At 44.9% G+C, this 22,696-nt stretch carries 18 protein-coding genes; 14 read left to right on the plus strand and 4 right to left on the minus strand.

Features of this window, described 5'->3' with window-relative positions; all coding sequences use genetic code 11:
• The 3 genes from HYN59_RS17175 to HYN59_RS17185 all read right to left on the minus strand — a co-directional run bounded on the left by HYN59_RS17175 (window position 1) and on the right by HYN59_RS17185 (window position 2,912).
• A complete protein-coding gene (locus HYN59_RS17175; protein ID WP_146185978.1) occupies window positions 1–1,206 on the minus strand; it encodes an O-antigen translocase in 1,206 nt (401 codons plus the stop codon).
• A 98-nt stretch (window positions 1,207–1,304) separates the two neighbouring features.
• The gene (locus HYN59_RS18325; protein ID WP_108779455.1) at window positions 1,305–1,883 is read right to left on the minus strand and encodes an acyltransferase; all 579 of its coding nucleotides are present in this window, start codon (window positions 1,881–1,883) and stop codon (window positions 1,305–1,307) included.
• Between the two features lie 90 nt (window positions 1,884–1,973).
• A complete protein-coding gene (locus HYN59_RS17185; RefSeq protein WP_108779456.1) occupies window positions 1,974–2,912 on the minus strand; it encodes a FemAB family protein in 939 nt (312 codons plus the stop codon).
• A 178-nt stretch (window positions 2,913–3,090) separates the two neighbouring features.
• Between HYN59_RS17185 and HYN59_RS17190 the strand changes: the two genes are divergently transcribed.
• The 3 genes from HYN59_RS17190 (at window position 3,091) to HYN59_RS17200 (ending at window position 7,743) form a co-directional block, all read left to right on the plus strand.
• Window positions 3,091–6,762, plus strand: coding sequence for a CARDB domain-containing protein (locus HYN59_RS17190; protein ID WP_146185979.1), 3,672 nt, complete (start codon window positions 3,091–3,093; stop codon window positions 6,760–6,762).
• A 70-nt stretch (window positions 6,763–6,832) separates the two neighbouring features.
• Complete coding sequence (locus tag HYN59_RS17195; protein ID WP_108779458.1) at window positions 6,833–7,342, plus strand: hypothetical protein; 510 nt, start codon at window positions 6,833–6,835, stop codon at window positions 7,340–7,342.
• Complete coding sequence (locus tag HYN59_RS17200) at window positions 7,339–7,743, plus strand: hypothetical protein (RefSeq protein WP_108779459.1); 405 nt, start codon at window positions 7,339–7,341, stop codon at window positions 7,741–7,743. Before HYN59_RS17195 ends, HYN59_RS17200 begins: the two co-directional genes overlap by 4 nt.
• 33 nt (window positions 7,744–7,776) lie before the next feature.
• Here HYN59_RS17200 and HYN59_RS17205 read toward each other — a convergent pair whose 3' ends face one another.
• Window positions 7,777–9,930, minus strand: a complete 2,154-nt coding sequence (locus HYN59_RS17205) for a TonB-dependent receptor (RefSeq protein ID WP_108779460.1) — start codon at window positions 9,928–9,930, stop codon at window positions 7,777–7,779.
• 340 nt (window positions 9,931–10,270) lie between these two features.
• On the opposite strand from HYN59_RS17205, the gene HYN59_RS17210 reads away from it, so the two are divergent.
• The 11 genes from HYN59_RS17210 (at window position 10,271) to HYN59_RS17265 (ending at window position 22,690) form a co-directional block, all read left to right on the plus strand.
• Entirely contained in the window at window positions 10,271–11,446 is a 1,176-nt protein-coding gene (locus HYN59_RS17210) for a hypothetical protein (RefSeq protein ID WP_108779461.1), read from the plus strand.
• 41 nt (window positions 11,447–11,487) lie between these two features.
• Entirely contained in the window at window positions 11,488–12,792 is a 1,305-nt protein-coding gene (locus HYN59_RS17215) for a chloride channel protein (RefSeq protein ID WP_245895607.1), read from the plus strand.
• 1 nt (window position 12,793) lies between these two features.
• Window positions 12,794–13,399: an HPP family protein gene (locus tag HYN59_RS17220; protein ID WP_108779463.1), complete on the plus strand. Its 606-nt coding sequence runs from the start codon at window positions 12,794–12,796 to the stop codon at window positions 13,397–13,399.
• Between the two features lie 52 nt (window positions 13,400–13,451).
• Entirely contained in the window at window positions 13,452–13,826 is a 375-nt protein-coding gene (locus tag HYN59_RS17225) for a VOC family protein (RefSeq protein WP_108779464.1), read from the plus strand.
• 97 nt (window positions 13,827–13,923) lie between these two features.
• The gene (locus HYN59_RS17230; RefSeq protein ID WP_108779465.1) at window positions 13,924–14,400 is read left to right on the plus strand and encodes a hypothetical protein; all 477 of its coding nucleotides are present in this window, start codon (window positions 13,924–13,926) and stop codon (window positions 14,398–14,400) included.
• Between the two features lie 233 nt (window positions 14,401–14,633).
• Window positions 14,634–15,179, plus strand: a complete 546-nt coding sequence (locus tag HYN59_RS17240) for an IS1096 element passenger TnpR family protein (RefSeq protein WP_108779467.1) — start codon at window positions 14,634–14,636, stop codon at window positions 15,177–15,179.
• Between the two features lie 141 nt (window positions 15,180–15,320).
• Entirely contained in the window at window positions 15,321–16,379 is a 1,059-nt protein-coding gene (locus tag HYN59_RS17245) for a nucleoid-associated protein (RefSeq protein WP_108779468.1), read from the plus strand.
• Between the two features lie 148 nt (window positions 16,380–16,527).
• Complete coding sequence (locus HYN59_RS17250; RefSeq protein WP_108779469.1) at window positions 16,528–18,390, plus strand: BamA/TamA family outer membrane protein; 1,863 nt, start codon at window positions 16,528–16,530, stop codon at window positions 18,388–18,390.
• 226 nt (window positions 18,391–18,616) lie between these two features.
• On the plus strand, window positions 18,617–19,522 hold the full coding sequence (locus tag HYN59_RS17255; protein WP_108779470.1) for an ABC transporter ATP-binding protein: 906 nt from the start codon (window positions 18,617–18,619) through the stop codon (window positions 19,520–19,522).
• Window positions 19,523–19,530: 8 nt separating this feature from the next.
• Complete coding sequence (locus HYN59_RS17260; RefSeq protein WP_108779471.1) at window positions 19,531–20,367, plus strand: ABC transporter permease; 837 nt, start codon at window positions 19,531–19,533, stop codon at window positions 20,365–20,367.
• Window positions 20,368–20,383: 16 nt separating this feature from the next.
• On the plus strand, window positions 20,384–22,690 hold the full coding sequence (locus HYN59_RS17265; protein WP_108779472.1) for a choice-of-anchor L domain-containing protein: 2,307 nt from the start codon (window positions 20,384–20,386) through the stop codon (window positions 22,688–22,690).
• Window positions 22,691–22,696 lie beyond the last annotated feature (6 nt).

A 22,696-nucleotide genomic window follows, 5' to 3' on the forward strand; every position in this document is an offset into this window, starting at 1 on the left:
TTATTTTCCATTATTTATGACAGGTTTATTTAAAAAAGCAGGAAGTATCTTTTTACGGGAAAAAATCAACAACAGTATCAGAAAAATAAGAGAAGTAAAGGTATGCGCCATAACTGCACCTTCACTTCCATATCTTGCAATAAGAAAATAACTGGAAACATAAAGTATTGTGAAGGAAACTAGTTCGAATGCGATAAACGACCGGGTCATTTTTTTTGCTATCAGTTCATAGCCCAGAATCAGGCTGCAAACCTTAAAAAAATCTCCGAGCAGCTGCCAGAAAAAAAGACCTTCCATGGCCATGAATTCTTCTGAAAATAATAGCTGTACAATGAAATGCCTGAGAAAATAAACGGCAATAAGACCGGCAGCAAATACAGGTACTATCCCTTTATAATAGCTCAGGAATATACTTCTGGTTTCATCGCGGGAATTTGCCGTAGAAAGTTTGGGTAAAAAGTAAACTGTAAGTAGTGTAGTTGAAAACATGAGGTAAAAAACCGATATACGGTTGATCGATTCCCAAAAACCGGCTTCCGAAGGACTGAAATTCTCCATAAGGTTATTCCGTATAGAGAGGAAAACAAAAGGCCCAAGTATAGCAGAAATAATACTCATTTGGCTATAAGAGAATAACCCACGCAGAATGGTACGATCAAAATATTTCCAGCGCAAAAAAGGAAATCGCGGAAATGTACGGTACAGCAGATAAAAAGAGAACATAAACAAAAGAGCCGGGTATACTATGAGTCCCAGTAAAGCACCTGTAATACCAAGTTTCCATATCATCAGCGCCGATAATAATACTCCGGTAGCATTGCCCCAGATATTAATGCCTATCACCTGTTTGTATTTGCCAAGGCCGTTCAAAACAGCCATAAACACAAGGTTGCCCGTATACCATGGTAAGGAAAAGGCCAGTACTTTAAAGACCCAGCCGTACTCACCTGTTCCAAATATCTTTTCTTCCCAAAAACCCGACAGTACAAGCAAAATAGAGCTTAGCAAAAGGATAGTAAAAAAAATGGATATAAAAACCGTTGCCAGTGTGCGGTAAAGCTTTTGCTCATCGTTAGCATGTTGGGCAGTATATTTTATAATTCCATTCTGGAAGCCAAGTGTAGAAAAAGAATCCAGACCTGTAAGGAAGTTGCGAAGGTTACCGGTAAGGGCCATTCCTGCAGGGCCTATAAATAGGGCTACCATTTTTGAAGCAAGCAACCCCCCGGCAATGCGTACAAGCACACTAACGGAATTCAGCGATGTTACTTTAAATAATTGCCCCCTATATATATTTTTTATTTTCAATGCTTTAGCGCTAGAGGTTTTATTACCCTGGCCGGATTGCCTGCTGCAATTACATTTGGAGGAATATCTTTTGTTACAACAGAACTATTGCCTATAACTGAATTCTCACCTATTGTCACGCCTTTCAGAACTATAACATTGGAACCCAGAAATACGTTTTTCATAATATGAACTTCTTTAACGGGGGGATTAGCTTCATTTCTCCTCAAAGGGTCCAAATGATGGCTGTCGGTATCTGTTATATAGCAGTTTACACCAATAAGGACATTGTCTTCTATTACTATTTTTTTCATTGCGACCATAGAAAAGCCATTATTTATAGCTACATTATTTCCGATAATGATCTGTGATGCAGAGTTTCTTGCTTCAACGTAAGTATAGTGCGAAAAGTAATTTGGGGAATTGACAACCCCGATCTGTACATCATTGCCAAAAACTATCTTTCCTTTTCCTTTCAATAATAATGGATGATACAGCCTGGGGGTACCTTCTGTTGCTTTACAATCAGAAAGCAATTTATACTTCCAAACCCTTAAAGAGGCAAAATAAAACTTTAATCTGTCGACAATACCCATTCAGCTAAATTAAGAAATTTTCCAAAAGATTTCGAGAGTAACTTTGAATAGTGCTGTTATATGTATTTTTATATAATTCAACTTTATTTTTTATAGCACCAATGAGTAGTAATCATGGTTATAGACGGAGCAACCCAATTCTTCTTTCTGTTTTAGCAACCCTTTATTATAAGTCTTTCCCTGGTTTTCGTTTACGGTTCCCATGTCAAAATAGCGACGCTTTTCTTTATATTCAAATATAAGCGTAATAAAAAGATAGTCTAGCGCTCTCATCTCTTCTCCCTTAGCCGTTGTAGCGCCATACTGGGATTTTACTACATCGCCGAAATCGAATAATGTTATCCCGGCAAGTATTTCTCCATCATAATAAATATTATACTGTACAATATTTGATGGAAACCTATTGTGGAGCATTGCGATTTCCTTTTTAGTGTGTACAGGACGCGCACTATACTTTTCTTCCAGTCGCGGAATCAATACACTATCCCAAAAAAGCTCAAAATCATTATCCTTTTTTATTTCAAAACCCAGCAAAGCTAATTTCCTGAAATTCTTCATTTTGCTTTTGGAAACAGACAGGCTTTCAGAATAATTTATTGCAAGGTTCATATCCCTCCTGCAAAGGGTTGCTCCTTTTTTAAACAGCAGGTAATTCATTTCGTTTGCAGGCTTCTTATGATAGATAGATATAACCTGTTTTATGGTTATAGTATTAATCTGCGAGTTTTTAAGATATGCTGTTATAGCGTCAAAAATATGTTCTATATAATTAACGCCAATACTGTCCGCCAAAATAAGCCCCCCATACGTCAGCCCCTGATGCGAATGCACCTCTTCACCTGCTTTGTTGGCCGGAAACACCGCAACAAGCTTATTGCCGTCAAAGGCCAACAGCGAGAAATCTTCAAAACGGTCGCTATGGTATTCCATAAAATCCCGGTGGAAAAGGAATGTGCCGTTCTTTGACTTTTCTATAAAGTCATTCCATTGGCTGTAATGCGACGCGTCGTATTTTTTTATGCTATACATGGGCCTGGTCTTCAAGCCGGTTATCTGTTCGCGTGGCCCGTTTTGAAGAAGGGTAAAAATAGAAAAATATTGCAGTACGTCCTACTATACTGTATATATTATTAAACAGTGTTGTTTTAGTTAAAAAATTGGCTTTAAGCAAATAATTGTTAATTTTAAGCAAAAAAAGAAAATTGCCGTGAAACAAAAATTACTCACCTTACTATTGGCGTTGATTGCTTTCAGCTCATATTGCCAGGACATTAGCCTGTACCAGCAGTTCAATGGCCGGTATGATTTTACTTTTGTCGGCAATACGCTCAATCCTGCCGAAAATAACCCTACACCCACATGCACTATCAATACGTCTTCCTCAGCCAGCCTCAACCTTAGCGCCGGAGATAACATTATTGGCGCCTACCTGTACTGGGCAGGTTCGGGCACAGGGGATTTCGACGTACAGCTCAACGGGCAGCCCATAACGGCGAGCCGGCAGTTCCCGCTCAACGCACTTAATATCGATGGCAATACCAGGCCTTACTTCAGCGCTTTTGCCGATGTGACCGCACAGGTTCAGGCTACAGGTAACGGCAACTATACCTTATCTGACCTGGACCTTACTGCCGTTGTGGCCGACCCTTTATATTGTGGCAACAAGACCAATTTTGGAGGATGGGCAATTATCGTGTTTTATTCGAATACCAACCTTCCCCTCAACCAGCTGAACCTGTATGACGGCATGCAATATGTGCCCAATTCGATAAATATTACCCTGCCGAGCCTTAACGTAATAGACAACGTTGGGGCTAAAATAGGCTTTCTTGCCTGGGAGGGAGATTCATCGCTTGCTGTAGATGAGACCCTCACCATAAACGGAAATGTACTCAGTAATGCACTTAACCCTGCCAATAATGCTTTTAACGGTACCAACAGCATAACCGGATCGACCGCATTGTACAATATGGACCTGGATGTGTATGATATACAAAATAACATAGCTATTGGCGATGAGTCGGCAGAGATAGCGCTTCATTCAGGGCAGGATTTTGTAATGATCAACGCCATTGTAACCAAGCTGAACAGCCAGCTGCCCGATGCCACTGTAACAATTGACGATGTAGCAGTTGCCTGTTACTCGCGTGTGGTTAATATTGATTATACCGTTTATAATGTAAACAGTACCGATGTGCTCCCGGCAGGCACTACTGTGGGTATTTATATCAATGGCGACCTGGTAGCCACAACACAAACTACTGTTGAGCTGCCCATAGGCGGATCGGAAAGCGGCTCGATAAACATTACTATCCCTGCCGGTGCCCCGAATGATTTTGAGCTGATGCTTGTGGTAGACCATAATGGCGCTGTGACCGAAACCGACGAAACCAACAATAGCACCACCATTAATGATTCCCTGCTGATAATGCCAACGCCTAATCCGACAGATATCACGATATGCGAAGACCCCAGCGCTCCCGGTACCGGCTTTGTGGATTTCTCGGATTATGCTGAATCAATGAAAAACCATCCGACCGACATCGTAACCTTTTACCCTACTCTAATAGCTGCACAGAACAACACCGGCAATATAACCAGCATAACTAACTATCCCATAACCACCTCCCCCACTGAAATATTTGTGCGTGTGGAAAGTGCCGAAGGTTGTGTGGCAATTGGCTCATTCCTCGTTATTGTAGATGACTGCCAATTTCCCGATGCTACAGTTGTAATAGACGCTATTGCCCAAACTTGCGATTCGCGTACCATAACGGTACAGTTTACCGTGCGCAACATCAACAGTGTCGACCTGCTTCCTGCCGGTACCACTGTAGCAGCCTATGCCAACAGCACACTGCTTGGCGTAACTACAACAACTGCCGACATACCCGTTGGCGGTTCGCTGCCCGGCACCATTACAGTGACCATACCTGCAGGTATCCCCCTCAGCTTTAACCTGATACTGCGTGTAGACCATAACAACCAGGTAGAAGAGATTAATGAAAATAACAATACGGCACTTCAGGCAATTACGCTATGGACATCTCCCGTACTGCAGCAACCGTCTAATGTTACTGCCTGCGAGACCTTCAATGGGTCGGGTGTTGGGTCGTTCAACTTTTCGGGCTACCTGCAATCACTGAAGAATCAACCGACCGATATAGTGACCTTCCACCCTACGCAGATTGATGCCAACAATAACACAGCGGGAATAAGCAATGCCGATACCTATATCGCCGCAAATAATACCGAAATATTCGTAAGGCTGACGGATGCGAACGGCTGTTTTGATACCGCATCCTTCCGCCTCATTATTATCGACTGCTTTTTCCCTGATGGTGTTGTAGCTGTAAACAATGTGGCACAGACGTGCGACTCACCGACGATAACCGTAAATTACACCGTAAGCAACCCTGCAAGCGGTGATGTATTGCCACAAGGTACGCAGGTGGCTATTTATGCCAATACTACGCTGCTTAGCGTTACCACAACCACTGCCGCGATACCGATTAACGGCAGCCTCAATGCGACGATAACGCTCAACATCCCGGGTTCGCTACCGCTGGGCTTCAACCTGAGGTTTGTTGTTGACGACAACGGTACGGGCGTTGGCTCGGTAGTGGAAACAATAGAAACCAACAACTCCTTTACACAGCCGGTCATTTTATGGGTTTCGCCAATATTGCAGGAGCCTGCCGATATTATCGATTGTGAAACCTTCAACAATTCGGGTGTGGGGCAATTTGATTTCTCAGCCTACCTGCAAACACTCAGGAACAACCCAACGGATATAGTAACCTTCCACACCTCACAGCAGGATGCCAACACCGGAGATAACGACATCCAGGCGCCCGAAGCCTATATTTCTACCGGGCTGGTGCAGGAAATTTATGTGCGTCTGGAGGATGTGAACGGTTGTTTTGATACGGCTTCGTTTACCCTTACCGCCGTAGACTGCTATTTTCCGGATGCGACCGTTACCATAGACGATGTGTACAAGCAGTGCAACTCGCGCATCATCCACGTGCATTATACCGTGCACAATACGGGTAGCGCCGATATATTGCCTGCAGGCACACCGGTAAGTATTTATGTGAATGGCGAATTCCTGGAATATACCGAAACGCTTGAAGATATTGCCATCGGCGAAAGCGAAAGCAACTTCATACTGCTCACCATCCCGATAGGCGTGCTGCTTGATTTTGACCTGACCTTTGTTGCGGATGATACCGGCGACGGCACAGGCATTATTGTGGAAGCCGATGAAACGAACAACAGCTTTACGTTGCCGACCAACCTTGTGCTGTCCCCTGTATTACAGCAGCCTGCCGACATCGTAATGTGTGATAAGGGCTTTGGTCTGGCTACGTTCGATTTTTCGGCGTATGCCGAGTCATTGAAAAATTACCCTGACGAAACGGTGACCTTCTACCTTACGCAGCAGAATGCCGACCAGGATCTTGACCGTATCTACAATACTTCGCTGTTTGTGAGCACCGAGAATCCGCAGCGCATTTTCGTGCGGCTCTTCAACGGTACCTGCCACACCACGGCCTCCTTCCTGCTGTCGACTAAAAAATGCCCGCCGATAACTTACAATTATGTTACGCCAAACGACGACGGCTATAATGACAGTTTCTTTGTAGAAGGGCTGCGCAACATCTTCCTGAACTTTAAGATGAGCATCTACAACCGGTGGGGCAACCTGGTTTGGACGGGCGACCACAGCAAAGCCGACTGGAATGGCATTGCCGATGTAGAGAAAGTAGGCCCCGAAGGTACCACCGTTCCTGTAGGCACCTACTATTTTGTACTGGAACTGAACGAGCCCGGCTTCCCTGAACCTATTGTGGGGTGGGTTTATGTTTCGAAATAATTTCAGATTTCAGATTGTAGATTTCAGATTGAGTTTCGAACACTTTTGAACTTTGTGGTAAAACAAAACAATGAAAAGAATTTATTTAGTGGTGTTACTCATTGTCACTGCCTGCTATAAAAAGGACGCACCTTTCGATGCTTTTGTATTTTCTGTTGGCTCCTATACTAAAGATTTTTCTTTAAAGATAGATAACAGCGATACCATCTATTACCAGGACAGGTTCAAAATGAAAACAGGGCGCAATTATTATGCTGTGCCTAACAAGGCTGACAGGGACAGTATTATTGCTATTATCGAACATCTTAATTTCCCTAATTATGATAGTATTTACATTCAGGAAAATTTAATGGATGGTGCCGGCATAAAATTCTACAAGAAAAAGGGTACGGTTGAAGACTGGATTTTTTTTTACGGCGATGCGGGTCCCAGGGAACTTAATGAATATGCAGATAAGTTTTACATTTTAATGAAGCGGATGAGTTTTAAACCCTATCCTAAGAAGGTTGATCTTGGTGATCTAAAATATGTCCAAATACCTGAAATAACTTTTATTCCTCTAAAAAATCCCACACCATGAAGATAATCCTCATATTTTGCTGCCTCCTTACACTTGTTGGCTGCAATGAAGTAGCGGATCTAAATGTTCCCGGCACGTACAAACAGGACAAAAGCATCACCGTACAAGGTAAAACCGCGACGACACCTGAAGAGCTTACGCTATTGGATGACCATACGTTTACATTAGCTCCAAAAGGCAATGCTTCTAATGGCATATCCGGCAAATGGGAGGTTAAAGAAACTGTTGACGGTCCTGAAAATTCGGGAGGTTCAGAGGCCCAGGCTATTGTCCGGTTCACATATAATGGCAAAACAACCATTGGCGAGCTAAAAGCAAATATTTTCGAGTTCAGGTCGCCGTATGGTTTCCATCCCGATGTTTTTGAATATGTATTATATGTGAAGACTGACGACACATAATTAGCCTAAGAGCCTGCCGGCAATCCTACATTCTTATAAATTATTCAGCTGATTGGATTTCTTATCATCACTGATCGTCCAGAAGAAGCCTACGAAAAAGAAACGGCTGGCAGGCTGCGTAACGGCCTGCCTTGCAAATTGCCCGTCCGTGCCGGGACTATTCGCATAGGTATAGCCGAATATGTTATCAGCCCCTGTAACATTCGATACCGAAAAGTACAATATTTTTTGCGCATCTATCAGATAAGCCCAACTCAGGCTCAGGTTGTTGTAGCTGCCGGTCTTTCCGTTCATGAACGCGGTTTCATTTGGGTTGTCATACGGCCTGCCGGAGTTGAAGGAATAGGTAGCGCCGATTTGCGACCTCAGGCTGGTGACGAAATATTTGCTTACTACAGAGAAATTATGTTTGGCAATATAACCTGGGGTAACGCTTCGCTCATAGTTCCTATAATCCCTCTTGCTGTCGATGTACGAATAGGACACCCAGTACTCCAGATTCTTTATTGATTTATTGTCCCTCCAGAACAGGTCGATCCCCCTGGCGTATCCGGTACCGTTGTTGTTGAACTGCGTATCGTACTGTACCGTTGCCGTATTGTACTTTACGAGGTTGCTGTATTCTTTATCATACAGCTCGGCACGAAAGGTTTTACCATTTCCATTATACATATAATTGAAGATATAGTGGGAAGTCCTCTCATAGTTGAAATCCCGGAAGTACTTAAGGTAATCGGCTTTGGGCGTTTGGTGGAAATCTCCGTAAGCTAAAGAGAACTGGCTTTTATCGCTTACTTTGTAGGCAAGTGCCGTGCGCGGCTCTATTGCTCCCTTTCCCAGAACGCTCGCATGGGTAGCCCTGGCACCGGCTTTAAGGGCGAATTTTTCGGTGAAAATGATTTCGGTTTCGGCGTAGGCCGCCGCTATGGAGTTGTTATAGCCGCTGTTGAACGTAAAAGCATCCGGCTGTTTGTAATCTTCATTGAAATCAGTAATGAAATAGTCACCGCCAAATGTCAGCTTAATATGGTTACGGAACTTTTTAGTGAGCTTTAGCTTCATATGGGAACTGTGCTCGCCATTGGTTACCTTATTGTTGTCCAGACCAATATCGTTATGGCTGTAGCCGTATGCCACCCCGGTTTGTATCGTCCACTGCGTCCCGAACATGCCTTTGTAGGACGTGTTTACATATAAATTATCATTAGCCATATCTACACGCACCGGCACAGGGCTGTTGATGTCTTTTTGGTTGAGGTCGAAAGTGGCGTGGTCGAAAGCGCCGTATATTTTCAGCATCCCGTTCACAAATTTATAGCGATAAACCGTTTCTCCCGAAAGCGACCGGTAAGGCTTGTTCCAGTCCACATTTTGCGGAACAGCCAGTTGGTACGGCTTCAAATCCATATAGGCTGCGTTAAAGCTCAGGGAACTTTTCTCCCACTTTTGCGTATGCCCAAGGCCGAGGCCGACCGTCATAAGCGAAATATCGGTCTGTGCCTGGGCAGGCTCTTCAATAGTGTTAAGCAAAAGCACGCTGGACAGCGCCTCGCCAAATTCTGCCGAGTAGCCTCCCGTAGAAAATGTCATCCCCTTAAAAAGGAACGGGGAGAACCGTCCGCGGGTAGGCAAATTATTAGCCGATGCATTATAAGGCTGCGCTACGCGAATGCCATCTACAAAGGTCTGCGTCTCGTCGCTCTCACCCCCGCGTACAAACAGCCTGCCGCTCTCCCCTACTGTCTGTGTGCCGGGCAGGGTATTCAATGCGCCGATGATATCGCCCGCCGCGCCTGCTGTGGTTACGATATCCAGCGGGTTGAGCACGTTTACCTTACTGTTATCGCCGGCATTGAAGGTTCCTGCAGAGATAACCACCGCGTCGAGGGTATTCACGCTTTTATGCATTTTGAAGGTGACCGGCTGGTAGCTTTCTACCACGATATCCTGCCTGAGGTCTTCGAGGGTAAGCGATGTAATGACCAGTGCCTGTGCACCGGTTTCGACAGTTTCGAAGGAGAAAGTACCGTCCTCTGCCGTAGTGCCGCCATCATATGTACCGTCGATATAAATATTCGCCCCGGCTACAGGCTGGCCTTTATCATCGGTCACGGTACCCGATATTTTGGTCTGGGCCTCCATCAGCCATCCTGCTAAAAGAAATACGATTGTAATTATTGGTTTCATCGGTTGTTGGTTTTGTTAGGTCAAAATTGCAGCAGTAAAACCATATTCCATAAAAAAGCTTACCGAGTTGCAGGATTTTGGGGATGAGTTGTAAAACTAAATAACTATCTAAATTTTTAAAAAACAATAAAAATGTCATATTGAGCGCAGTCGAAATGAGGCATTTTCGTTGTTTTGCTTCTCAACGCGCTCGAAGTGACAATCGTTCACGTTTTTTTTTGCTTATAAGTTAATTTTAAACAGTTACTAAATTGGCCTCCCAACCTTATCAATAAAAAAAGCATCTTATATAATCATATATGGAAAAAACCTTTATTTTCGCACAAACCAACCAAACCAAATGAAACAAGCTTTATCCCTTCTCCTGCTTTTTACAAGCCTTGCCTGCTTTTCGCAAATCAATTATAAACCCGGCTATTTTATAACCAACAATGGCACCAGGACCGAATGCCTGATACGCAATGTGGCCTGGAAAGACAATCCTGTTGAATTTGATTACAAAGCAGATGAAGGGTCAGAAACAAAAAAAGGTGTTATAAAAGATGTATCGGAATTTGGCGTTGAAGGGTATAAATTCAAGCGCTTTACAGTTAGCATTGACCGCTCTTCTACCATCATGGACCAGATGAGCACCAGCGCTATCCCGGAATGGAAGACTGAAACCCTGTTTTTAAAAATCCTTGTTGAAGGGAAAGCTACATTGTACCAATATGAGGACGGCAATGTTGTAAAATACTTCTTCAGTACGGGAGACCACGCTACCGCGGAGCAGCTGCTGTACAGGGAACACAAGGAAAACGGTGTTATAAAAGTGAACACTAAATTCCGCCAACAGCTTTATAACCTCATGAGGGATACAAAACCGGATGTGCGCCTGTACGAAAATACCAGGTATCAAAAAAGTGCACTTACCGACTTGTTTGTAGACTATAATGGGGGCAACGGCGAAGTGAAGGACCTTACAGCAAAACAAAACAGGAGCAGCGTGAACTTTAAGATCACACCGGGTATCAGCATGGCTTCGGTAACTGTAAAGGACAGGCTGGGAAACGCTTTTGGATATGATTTTGATGCAAAGCCTGCTTTCAGGATTGGCGGCGAGGTGGAGTATATTATGCCATTCAACAACAATAAATGGGCGCTGTTTGCCGACCCCAATATCCAGTTCTATAAAAATGATGGCAGGCAGAACCAATTCGACTGGAAAATAGAGTATAAATTCATTGAGGTGCCTTTTGGTGCCAGGCATTACATGTACCTCAATAACGATTCGAAAATTTTCCTGGATGCGGCGTATGCTATTGTACTGAGTGTGGGTGACCCTCATATTTCGTATAATGACATACCGCGAAACATTTCGAAGTCATCTAATTTTACTGCAGGCGCAGGGTTTGCCCATAAGAAATACAGTGCGGAGCTGCGTTACGGCTTCGGCCGCGGCCTTACCGACCTGCACGATACTTGGGGTGCTACCTATACATCTGTCAGCCTGATACTGGGTTATAAGTTATTTTAACAACAGATTTAGCATAGCTTTCGGCCTGAAAAAGCATTGCAATGGTTATTTTTGCAATACTCAATTGTATTGCAATGCCTAACTATGCTTTCCGGAAAATATATCCTTTCGTAAAATACCAGAAATTAATTGCTGTATCCCTTATCATAGGATTCCTTGCGGCGCTTCTTGCCGTATCCTTAAAAAAGATGACCGACCATTATGAAGAAGTGCTGTCTGGCCAGTCGCAGGGTAATGTTTTGTTCATAATACTCTTCCCCTTCTTCGGGCTGTCACTCATCTACATATTAAGGCAATACCTGTTTAAGAAAAAGGAGAACAAGGGCATTAAGGAAGTATTTGAAAGCACCGCTACAGGCAAGGGGCTGCCATCGTATAAAATACCTTCGCATTTCATAAACGGGCTCATCACGGTGAGCTTTGGGGGAAGCACGGGCATTGAAGTCTCTACCGTAGTATCTTCGGCAGCTATAGGCTCATTGGCACAGGAGAAAGAAAAATTCTTTAAACGATACAAGACCGAACTGATATGTGCGGGCATCACGGCAGGCATTACCGCCTTGTTCTGTACACCGTTTGCCGGGCTGCTGTTCGCTTACGAAGTGGTTTCAAAAAAAGCCGGCAAAATATTCTTATTGACCAATATCCTTGCGGCAGCAATTGCCTATGGATTCATTCTGCTTATCGGTGAAAAGCCACTCTTTGCGCTCAATATTACGCAATGGCACCTTCGTGCAGCTCCATGGTTTGCCGTGCTGGGTGTGCTGTGCGGGATTAATGCCGTGTACCTTACCAAATGCGTGATGTTCTTTAAAAAGCAGTTCTTAAAAATTGCAAGCAATTATTACAGGATACTTGCGGGAGCAGCGGCTATAAGCGCCATGATTTTCATACTGCCACAGCTATACGGGGATGGCTACCATGCCATACGTGAAAACCTGCTTACGGCCAACACAATAACTTTGACACTACCGCTTGCCATTGTGTTTTTTGGCATCCTGCTTTTAAAGCCGGTCATAACCTCCATTACGCTTTCCGCGGGTGGCGATGGCGGTGTGTTTGCCCCGAGTATTTTCATAGGCGCTTTCCTCGGGCTTTTTGTGGCAGTGCTACTCAACACGTATTTTGATGCAGGCGTTATCCCGATCAACTTTATGGTAATAGGGATGGCGGCTATGCTGAGCGCGGGGATCCATGCGCCTTTTACAGCTTTGTTCCTTATCTGTGGGCTGGTGGGCGACTATACGCTCTTCCTGCCTGTATTGATCGTTTGCCTGATCTCAAAATATACTGCAAAAGCGATCTATCCTTATACGGTTTACAGCCTGTCAACCAACGCCAAATGACATGCCGATAAAGAAGATTAAACGCAATTACCGTAAAGCACGCTATGTATTTTATAAAGAGACCCTTATTGACTATAAGGAACATTTTTGGGCATTCGTGGGTTCGTTTATCGGGCTTGGTACTATTGCTTTCCTGCAATATAAAGCCCTAACGGAACAGGATATCGTTTTCCTGATAGGTTCGTTCGGGGCATCATGCGTTTTGGTTTACGGGGTGATACAAAGCCCGCTGGCGCAGCCCCGCAATCTCATTGGCGGTCACGTTATCTCGGCTATTATAGGCGTTACGGTACAAAAGCTGCTTCCGGATATACTGTGGCTTGCAGCGCCGCTGGCTGTTTCCTTATCTATCGTATTCATGCAGATAACCAAAACACTGCACCCTCCCGGCGGGGCCACTGCACTTATCGCTGTAACTGCATCGCCCGAAATAAAGGAAATGGGCTATATGTATGTAGTTACACCCGTACTCACAGGATGCCTTATATTACTTGCCGCAGCGCTTATCTTTAATAACATGACGAAGAACAGGCAGTATCCTTCTCCGCTCGCGGTCAGCAAGATAAAACGGTTCAGGAGGCAGTTCAAAAGATCAATTAAACCCTGAAGTATTTCACAGAAAAATAAATAGGACGTATATTTATAGAAATTTATAACCTATGAAAATACCATCATCTTACCTGCCGGTAATGCCTTACCTCATCCTTGAAAAGGCCCCGGAATTTCTGGAATATGCAAAAAAAGTATTTGGAGCCAAAGAGCAAATGATCGTTCCCGGCGAAGGGGAGCGCAGCATTATGCACGGCGAGATAAAGATACATGATGCCGTGATCATGTTTGCCCAAAGCAACGAGAACTGGGGACAAAAGTCAGCCGGAATGTTTTTGTTTGTAGAAAATGTAGACACAGTTTATAATGCCGGGATTGAACAGGGTGGCACATCGCTCTATGCGCCGATGCAGCAGGACTATGGCTACTCGGCGGGGTTTGAAGACCCTTTTGGCAACCAGTGGTGGATAACACAGGGAGAATAGCACAGGATTGGGCAATTTGGATAATTGGCATCATAATTGGTACCTCTTGGGCCGGACAGGATAATCTTGTTCGATTAATTCAAACCAACCAATTTTTATGAAAAAAATTATCTTGCCTGCTATCGTAGCGGCATCGTTCCTGTTTTCGTGCAGTTCGGATGACTCTGAAAGAACCAACAACAATGGCAGCTTTTCTAACGACCCCGTTTCAGGCGTTGTTTATGGCCATGATTTTACATTCGTTGGCGGTAAAGCCAGCCCCATAAATGCCAATGGCGAGGATGTGCTGTACATCGACCTGGCGGGCGTTGCTATGGATTGCGATTCGGATGTGGAAACCCCGATCTGGATCATCGTACCGGCAGCCGTAGGCGATTACACATCGGCAAACGGGGCCAGCATACAATTTAGCGATGATGCAGCCGGCAGCTTCCAGGGATCTTTCAACGAACATGTGAAGATCACCTCTATTACCGACACCACAGTTAAAGGCCAGGTGATGGGTGATGGCGATGACGACGCCGTTAACAGCATCAACGGTACGTTTGAAGTGCATTTTTGCGGTATTGATTAAAATGGCGTAGCTGATTACGTACAATGTTTGGAACGGCCCCGGAAGATAATTTCCGGGGTTTCTTATTTACAGATGCACATCATTAAATTACGAATCCCGGCGGCTAAACAGCAAACTTCTGTACATCAAAAGTTTGGTATTTGGAACTTAAGATTTGGTGCTTATTTAAAATTTTGCGATTTGATATTTGGAATTTTAAACCTTACCTTTGGCCTAATTAAAACAGTACGTTTATGGTTTATAAATTTAGGGTAATACTCGATACGGAAGAGGATATTTTCAGGGACATTGCTATCCTTGAGGAAGATACGCTGGAAGACCTGCACAACGCCATTGTGAATGCTTTTGGCTTTGACGGGCTTGAGATCGCTTCGTTCTACACCTGCGATGATGAATGGATACAGGATGAGGAAATACCATTGTTCGATACAGGCGATACGCCGGGCGAGCAAAAGACAATGGCCGATTACGTACTCAGCAGCATACTTGACAGGGATAATAACAAGATCATATACGTATATGATTTCCTCAATATGTGGACGTTCTTTGTAGAACTTGCCGCTATCGAGGAGCCGGAAACCGGAGTCAGCTACCCGGACCTGCTTTTTGTTCATGGTGTAATGCCTGCCACCGCGCCTGATATGGCTTTTGGGGCCGATGGCGTTGACGATGACCTGTATGGTGAATTTGACGATGACTACGACGAGGAAGACATGGATATGTTCGACGACGACCACAACATGGGCGACCTTGGCCTTGACGACCATAATTGGAATTAGTCTTTTGAGTTGCAAAGTTACAGAGTAACAAAGTTGCAAAGTTTGAAAAGCCGTCCATAATATCTACTTATATAAATTAACCAAAACAGTTGCAGAAAACTTAGTTACTCTGCAACTTTGATACTTTGCTACTTACACAAAATGATCAACCTATTCAACACGCACATTGAGAGCCTGTCCGTACACCGCGTAGGCAATAAGAGCCGTAATGAGGCTATATTTTTATCGGAACAGCCGTATGGCCTTACCGACGAGATTGTTCCGCTATTGAAGGAATATTTCTTTAAGCCTTTCAGGGACAAGGAAGAAAATTACTTCCAGTTCGCGCACGACGTGCATTTGGATTACCACGACATGTACAACTTCGCTACCGAGATCTTTACCAACCCGGGATCGGTGCACGAAGTGTCTAAAAAAATAACAAAGCACCTTTTTGAGCAGTCGAACCACCCGCACATCAAGAATGGCGAGGTGTACATAAGCTACTTTACGCACCTTACCATTGATAATAATCCGGTAGACGCTATCGGTATTTTCAAAAGCGAGATAAAGACCGACTTCCTGCAGTTTGAGGAAAAAGGCAGCAACCTCGAAATCCTGCTGCAACAGGGTATCAACCTGAACAAGCTGGATAAAGGCTGTATCATTTTCAATTACAAAAAAGAAGACGGCTACAAAATATTGACCATAGACAGCAACCGTTATGACGCTCGCTATTGGCTGGAGCATTTTCTTTCGGTAGATGCTTTCCAGGATGAGAACTTCATCACGAAGAAATACCTGAAATTCTGCCAGGATTTTGCAAAGGATGTCGTGCTTCCTGCCGAAGACAAGAAAGAAGAGGTAATGTTCATGAACCGTTCGGTAAACTACTTTGCCAAAAACGATGATTTTGAGGAAACCAACTTCCTTAACGAAGTCCTTGACAACCCGGACCTCATCCCTGAATTTAAAAATTACAAAGAAGAGAAAGCCCCGAAATACAGCATCGAGGACGTGACTTCCTTCCCTATTGCCAACGCAGCCGTAACGGATGCCCGCAAGAAGATGAAGAATGTAATCAGCCTGGACACGAATATCCAGATAAAGCTGGACTTCATCAATCCGGAAAGCGCCGAAAAATTTGTAGAAAAAGGCTGGGATGAAGAAAAGCAGATGTATTACTACCTGGTGTATTTTAATAAAGAACAGAAGGCATAGCCTTATTTGAGCAATACTACAGAGGCCCGTTTCGTGGCCTCTTTTTTGTTGTTAAAACATTGGTAAAAAACATAGCCTTTCTCTATTTTATGTTTTTGTTAGGTTTATATTTCCTAATTTTCAAAATTAAATTGATCCGCGAACAGGAATGACCTTAAAAATAAAGCTGCTGTTGTTATTTGCTTTTATAGCCGTTGCCCCTATGGCGGCACAGGTGACACCTGTACAGAAAGATACCGTGAAGGAAAAGCGCGACCAGATGTACAAACAGCTGGAAGACTATTCGAAGCGCAAGAAGTTCACAAAATTCCTGCACAAGCTCATTTTCAAGCCTGTAAAAAAACAGGAGCTTTCGCAACGGCGAAGAAAGACAAAAGAGCGCACGCCCGAAATGAAAGTCTCTTTCAATAACTTCGAAGGAAAGATCGTGCGCAAGATCGATGTGGATACCTACGACCCTTTTGGCTACTCGATAAACGACCCAAATGAAAAACCCAATAACTGGATCGAAAAATTCGGTAACGGGGTCCACATCAAAACCAAGGCGCTTACCATAAAGAACCTGCTCCTGATAAAGCGCAACCAGCCATTGGATTCCCTGCTGGTACAGGAATCGGAACGCCTTATCCGGAGGCAGCGGTATGTAAGGCGGGTTGTTATACGGCCAGTCCCGGTACCGGGCAGCAAGGATTCGGTAGACGTTGAGATAAAAGTGCTCGACTCCTGGAGCCTTATCCCTAATGGGTCGGCCTCGACATCAAGCACATCGCTGGAACTCACGGAACGGAATTTCTACGGGCTGGGCCACGAGTTTCGCAACGATTTTAGCAAGCAATTCTCCTCCGGGCAAACGGATTACCTGGCGCGGTACACCATACCCAATATCATGAATACCTACATTACCACGACCATAAATTACCAGATATGGAAGAGCGATAACTCCCTGAAAAGCGTGGGTGTAGACCGCAGCTTCTTCTCGGCTTATACCAAGTGGGCCGGCGGGGCGTACTTTGAATCGCGGTCGGAGGTAGACTCACTGCCCAATGCGCAGCAGCAATGGGCCTTACAGCAGTATAGGTCGGATGCACAGGACTACTGGGCAGGATATGCTTTTAAAATATACAAAGGAGAGACAGAAGAAGACCGGACCACGAGGCTGGTAACCACAGGGAGGTTCTTTAACCGCTACTATAAGCAGCGCCCCTCAATAGAATATGACTCTATAGGGTTTTACTCCAATGAAAAGCTTTATCTCGCCAGTGTGGGTTTGACCTCGCGTAAATTCGTACAGGATAAATTCCTTTTCAACTACGATATTGTAGAGGATATTCCGATCGGTAAGGTGTACTCGCTTACCGGGGGCATGCAGGACAAAAACAATGAGCGGCGGGTGTACTTGGGCGGCCGTTACGCGTTTGGTAACTACTACGACTGGGGCTATCTGAGTGTCGATGCACAGGTGGGGGCCTATTTCTATCGGGACCGTACCGAACAGAATATACTCCGCCTGGAAGCGCTGTATTTTACCGATATACGGGACTGGGGGCGGTGGCGTTTTCGGCATTTTATAAAACCTTTGCTTGTTTTTGGCGACAACCGTATGCCCATAATCACAGACCAGCTGAATCTCGGCGGCGATAATGGCATATCGGGCTTTGACACCCGCAGGCCGCTGGGTACCAAAAAAGCACTGCTCACATTGCAGACTCAGGGCTACTCGCCGTGGAATATTTTTGGTTTTCGCCTTAACCCGTTCGCTAATTTTACCATGGGCGTAATAGCCAATGAAGATACTAACCTTTACCAGAGCAAATTATATACAAAATTTGGCCTCGGCCTGCTTATTTATAATGACTACCTGATATTCAACAGCTTCCAGGTATCGTTCGCATACTATCCCAGTATACCGGGACAGGGCACAGAAATCTTTAAGACCAATACCTTTAAGAATACCGATATTACCCTGCCTGATTTCCAGGTAGGTAAGCCGGTTACTGTACCATATCAGTAATTTTTTATTTTCTATTTTTTATTCCGCCTGGAGGAATATACCATTTTGTAGACGTTGCATTGCAACGCCTCTACGCTGTGTCAGATTGTATTAACAGATTATGATGTACTACGTTGTAGAGACGTTGCACCGCAACGTCTAAAATGCTACATTATTTTTTTCATATTTACCGGTAACAAAACCTTTCGGTGTTCGTCATACTGATACAACCGATAAATCAATTATTTTGGAAACCATCTTAACCATCAATAACCTCGACAAAAGGTTTGGAAAAGTACACGCTGTAAAAAACGTGTCTTTTGAAATAAAAAGAGGCAATGTATACGGTATCCTTGGCCCTAACGGCAGTGGAAAATCGACCACCCTTGGAATCATCCTTAACGTAGTGAATAAAACGTCCGGCACCTACAGCTGGTTCGGCGGCCAGATGGAAACCCATGAAGCCCTGAAAAAAGTTGGCGCCATAATAGAGCGCCCCAATTTTTACCCGTACATGAGCGCCTATGACAACCTGAAGCTGGTGTGCACTATTAAAGGTTCCCCCCTGCATAAAATAGACGAAAAGCTGGAACTGGTAGGCCTGCTGGAAAGGAAGGACAGCAAGTTCAAAACTTTTTCACTGGGTATGAAGCAGCGCCTGGCCATTGCCTCTGCCCTATTGAATGATCCCGACATTCTGATACTTGATGAGCCTACCAACGGCCTCGACCCACAGGGTATCCACCAGATACGAAACATCATTAGGGATATTGCCGCTACGGGTACAACCATCCTGCTGGCCTCCCACCTGCTGGATGAAGTCGAAAAAGTATGCAGCCACGTAGTGGTATTGCGCCATGGGGTGATGCTGTATGCAGGCACGGTACACGGTATGCTGAGCAACGAAGGCTTTTTTGAACTCCAGGCTGATGACAATAACACCCTGAAAAACCTGCTGCAACAACACGCATCTGTAGAAAGGTTTGAAGAAAACGAAGGCAAGCTGACGGTGTACCTGAAAGGCCCGCTCGAACCCGGGGAGCTTAACCGCTATCTTTTCAATAACGGGATTACGCTAAGCCACCTTGTAAAAAGGACTAACAGCCTTGAGGAGCAGTTCCTTTTGCTAACTTCTAACCAACCTTCAAACTAACCATCGCCATGAAACGACTCTTAAGCATAGAACTCCAGAAATTGTGGAAAAACAGGGCCAGCAGGGTTCTCATCCTCTCCTATTTTATCATTTTATCTTTTATAGCACTTATAGCTTCCATAAAATTCACACTGTTTGGCGTGGAATTCAGGATAGCCGACCAGGGGATTTTCAACTTTCCCTACATCTGGCATTTTAATACGTGGGTAGCCTCCATAGGCAAATTTTTCCTGGCCGTGGTCATTGTCTCCATGATGGCTAATGAATATACCTATGGCACACTGAAGCAAAACCTCATAGACGGCCTGAGCAAAGAGGAATTTATAAAATCAAAGTTTCTCGTTGTATTCCTTTTCGCGGCTGCGTCAACGGCCTTTATATTCGTGATGAGCCTTATTTTAGGCTACAGTTTTTCTTCTTATAATGAGCCTTCCATTGTTTTCTCGGATATGAGTTATCTGGCCGCATTTTTCCTGAAGCTTGTTGCCTTTTTCTCCTTCTGCCTTTTTGCCGGCATATTAATAAAACGCTCGGCATTTGCGATAGGCTTTATAGTGGTATGGTTCATTTTTGAAAAAATCTGCCAGGGACTGATCGGTTGGTCAACCGGAAATTTTGACGGTATCCATGGCCCGGTACGCTTTTTCCCACTCGAGGCAATGACCAACCTCATCAAGGAGCCAATAAGCCGTTTTCAGGCTTACAAAGCTATTGAAGGGCAGGTATCCGGTGCCAAAATGGCTAAAGTATATGCCGTCCAGTGGTATGAGATGCTGATTGTTGTGGGATGGACCATTTTCTTTATGTTAATGTCGTACAGAATTTTGAAAAAGAGGGATTTATAGTATCTTTGCCGATGCTATGAAAACACGATTGGCATATCTTTCTGCATTACTTTTCCTCGTTGCCGGAATGGCATCGGCACAAAACATACAAGTTAACGATAATTACACCGCACAGCAGCTCGCAGACGCACTGGTAAGCAATTCCTGCGCGCAGGTGAGCAACATTTCTGTAAGCGGCTGGTCGGGAGGCTCCGGCAGCACGAGCTTTGGCTATTTTACGGCAGGGACATCTTCTTTTCCGTTTGCTAATGGTATCGTATTGAGCACAGGTTTTGCCGCATCGGCGCCGGGACCGAACAATTCCCTCCTTAGCGAAGGCAACACGTCCTGGGGTGGCGATACCGACCTGCAACAGGCGCTTGGCGTGACCGGAACGATCAATGCCACCGTACTGGAATTTGATTTTGTGCCTTTTACAAGCCATATCAGCTTCGACTATATTTTTGCTTCGGAACAGTACCTTACCAGCATTAACTCACCCAACCAGTGCAATTATACCGATGGTTTTGCCTTTTTGCTAAAGAAAGCAAACACTGCCGACCCATATCAAAATCTTGCAGTTATCCCGGGCACGAATACACCCGTAAAGGTAAATACCGTTCGCGGCCCCGGTGTATGCCCGGCTGCCAACGAACAGTATTTCGACAGCTTTAACCCCACAAATGCACCGGTGAACTTTAACGGGCAGACCGTTATCATGACCGCAGAATCGGATGTTGAGGCCGGGACAACTTACCATATAAAGCTCGTAGTGGCCGACCAGGGAAACAATCTCTACGATTCGGCTATCTTCCTTGGGGGTGGCAGTTTTGACGCTACGTTAGACATAGGCCCCGACAGGCTTTTAGCCACCGGGAACCCTTTGTGCAGTGGAGAAACCTTTCCAATCGATGCTTCAAATCCTGCGGCAACAGCTTACCAATGGTACAAAAACACCAGCCCTATTACCGGGGCGACCAATGGTATTTATAACGTTACCACACCGGGCGACTATAGCGTGGATGTTACTTTTAGCCCCACCTGTACCGCGACCGGCGAAATAAGGCTGGAATATGCACCTGCCCTGGTATTCGGTAATTATACCCTGCTGCAATGCGATGATGACAACGACGGCCTTACGGTTTATAACCTTGACCAGGCCGGGCAGCTTGCCGAAAATGGCGACCCCGACCTGCAGGCCCACAGCTACTATCTTACAAGCAGCGATGCACAGGATGAAATTAACGCCATAACAAACACGACTGCTTTCCAGAATACGACTGCAGACCAGGACATTTATGTACTTGTGGAAAACAGATACGGGTGTACCGGGATCGCTACGGTAAAGCTTTCGGTATCCAGTAATACTGTAAATAATCCGGCACCGTTGGAAGAGTGCGACACTGACGGAACCGACGACGGCTTCTTTAAATTCGACCTTACCGATACGGCTAACGATATACTGGCAGGGCTACCGGCAGGATTGCAGCTTACGTTTTACCCCTCATATAACGACGCCCTTACTTTCGGGAACGAAATAACCGCGCCCGATGCCTTTACGAACACTGTAGCCAACAGCCAGACGCTATATGCACGTATCTTTAATGCCAGCGATTGCTACGGCATTGCAGAGGTACAGCTGATCGTACATTCTTTTGGCGATGGTTTTGCCGATGAAGATGTTATATTATGTGACGACACTACCGAAACACTGGATGCCGGAAGCGGCTACACTTCTTACAGTTGGGATACCACTCCCGTACAGACTACGCGCAGGATTACTGTAGATGAGCCGGGAACTTATACGGTGACTGTCACCAATACCTTTGGCTGCGAGGGCAGCAAAACGTTTACCGTTTCGCCATCAGGACGCGCTACAGACGCGACATTTGACATAAACGATTTTACCGGTAATGACAACAGCATTACTGTTCACCCTGTTGGTTCAGGAACTTACGAATATTCCCTTGACGGGCTTGACTATCAGGACAGCCCTGTTTTTGAGCACCTCCCATCGGGAGAATATACCATTTATATAAAAGACACCAATGGCTGCGGCCCAAGGTATTCGGAAAGCGTATTTATACTCGACTACCCTGTGTTCTTCACCCCCAATGGCGACGGTATAAACGACATCTGGAGAATACCTTACAGTTACTACCGCCCCGGCATTTTTGTAACCGTGTTTGACCGTTATGGAAAGATCATCACCGGTTTTAAAGGCTATGAGCAGGGATGGGACGGCACCTACAATGGCAGGCCGCTACCCTCTACCGATTACTGGTTCCATATTGAACTGGAAAACGGGAGGAAAGTAAGGGGACATTTTGCCATGGTGCGATAATTTAGC

This window comes from Flavobacterium album, from assembly GCF_003096035.1.
Lineage (GTDB): Bacteria > Bacteroidota > Bacteroidia > Flavobacteriales > Flavobacteriaceae > Flavobacterium > Flavobacterium album.

Excerpts from the sequence above, each read along its gene's own strand:
- HYN59_RS17175 (WP_146185978.1), bottom strand. The coding sequence starts at position 1,206 with ATGGTAGCCCTATTTATAGGCCCTGCAGGAATGGCCCTTACCGGTAAC.
- HYN59_RS18325 (WP_108779455.1), bottom strand. The coding sequence starts at position 1,883 with ATGGGTATTGTCGACAGATTAAAGTTTTATTTTGCCTCTTTAAGGGTT.
- HYN59_RS17185 (WP_108779456.1), bottom strand. The coding sequence starts at position 2,912 with ATGTATAGCATAAAAAAATACGACGCGTCGCATTACAGCCAATGGAAT.
- HYN59_RS17195 (WP_108779458.1), top strand. The coding sequence starts at position 6,833 with ATGAAAAGAATTTATTTAGTGGTGTTACTCATTGTCACTGCCTGCTAT.
- HYN59_RS17200 (WP_108779459.1), top strand. The coding sequence starts at position 7,339 with ATGAAGATAATCCTCATATTTTGCTGCCTCCTTACACTTGTTGGCTGC.
- HYN59_RS17205 (WP_108779460.1), bottom strand. The coding sequence starts at position 9,930 with ATGAAACCAATAATTACAATCGTATTTCTTTTAGCAGGATGGCTGATG.
- HYN59_RS17210 (WP_108779461.1), top strand. The coding sequence starts at position 10,271 with ATGAAACAAGCTTTATCCCTTCTCCTGCTTTTTACAAGCCTTGCCTGC.
- HYN59_RS17215 (WP_245895607.1), top strand. The coding sequence starts at position 11,488 with ATGGTTATTTTTGCAATACTCAATTGTATTGCAATGCCTAACTATGCT.
- HYN59_RS17220 (WP_108779463.1), top strand. The coding sequence starts at position 12,794 with ATGCCGATAAAGAAGATTAAACGCAATTACCGTAAAGCACGCTATGTA.
- HYN59_RS17225 (WP_108779464.1), top strand. The coding sequence starts at position 13,452 with ATGAAAATACCATCATCTTACCTGCCGGTAATGCCTTACCTCATCCTT.
- HYN59_RS17230 (WP_108779465.1), top strand. The coding sequence starts at position 13,924 with ATGAAAAAAATTATCTTGCCTGCTATCGTAGCGGCATCGTTCCTGTTT.
- HYN59_RS17240 (WP_108779467.1), top strand. The coding sequence starts at position 14,634 with ATGGTTTATAAATTTAGGGTAATACTCGATACGGAAGAGGATATTTTC.
- HYN59_RS17245 (WP_108779468.1), top strand. The coding sequence starts at position 15,321 with ATGATCAACCTATTCAACACGCACATTGAGAGCCTGTCCGTACACCGC.
- HYN59_RS17250 (WP_108779469.1), top strand. The coding sequence starts at position 16,528 with ATGACCTTAAAAATAAAGCTGCTGTTGTTATTTGCTTTTATAGCCGTT.
- HYN59_RS17260 (WP_108779471.1), top strand. The coding sequence starts at position 19,531 with ATGAAACGACTCTTAAGCATAGAACTCCAGAAATTGTGGAAAAACAGG.
- HYN59_RS17265 (WP_108779472.1), top strand. The coding sequence starts at position 20,384 with ATGAAAACACGATTGGCATATCTTTCTGCATTACTTTTCCTCGTTGCC.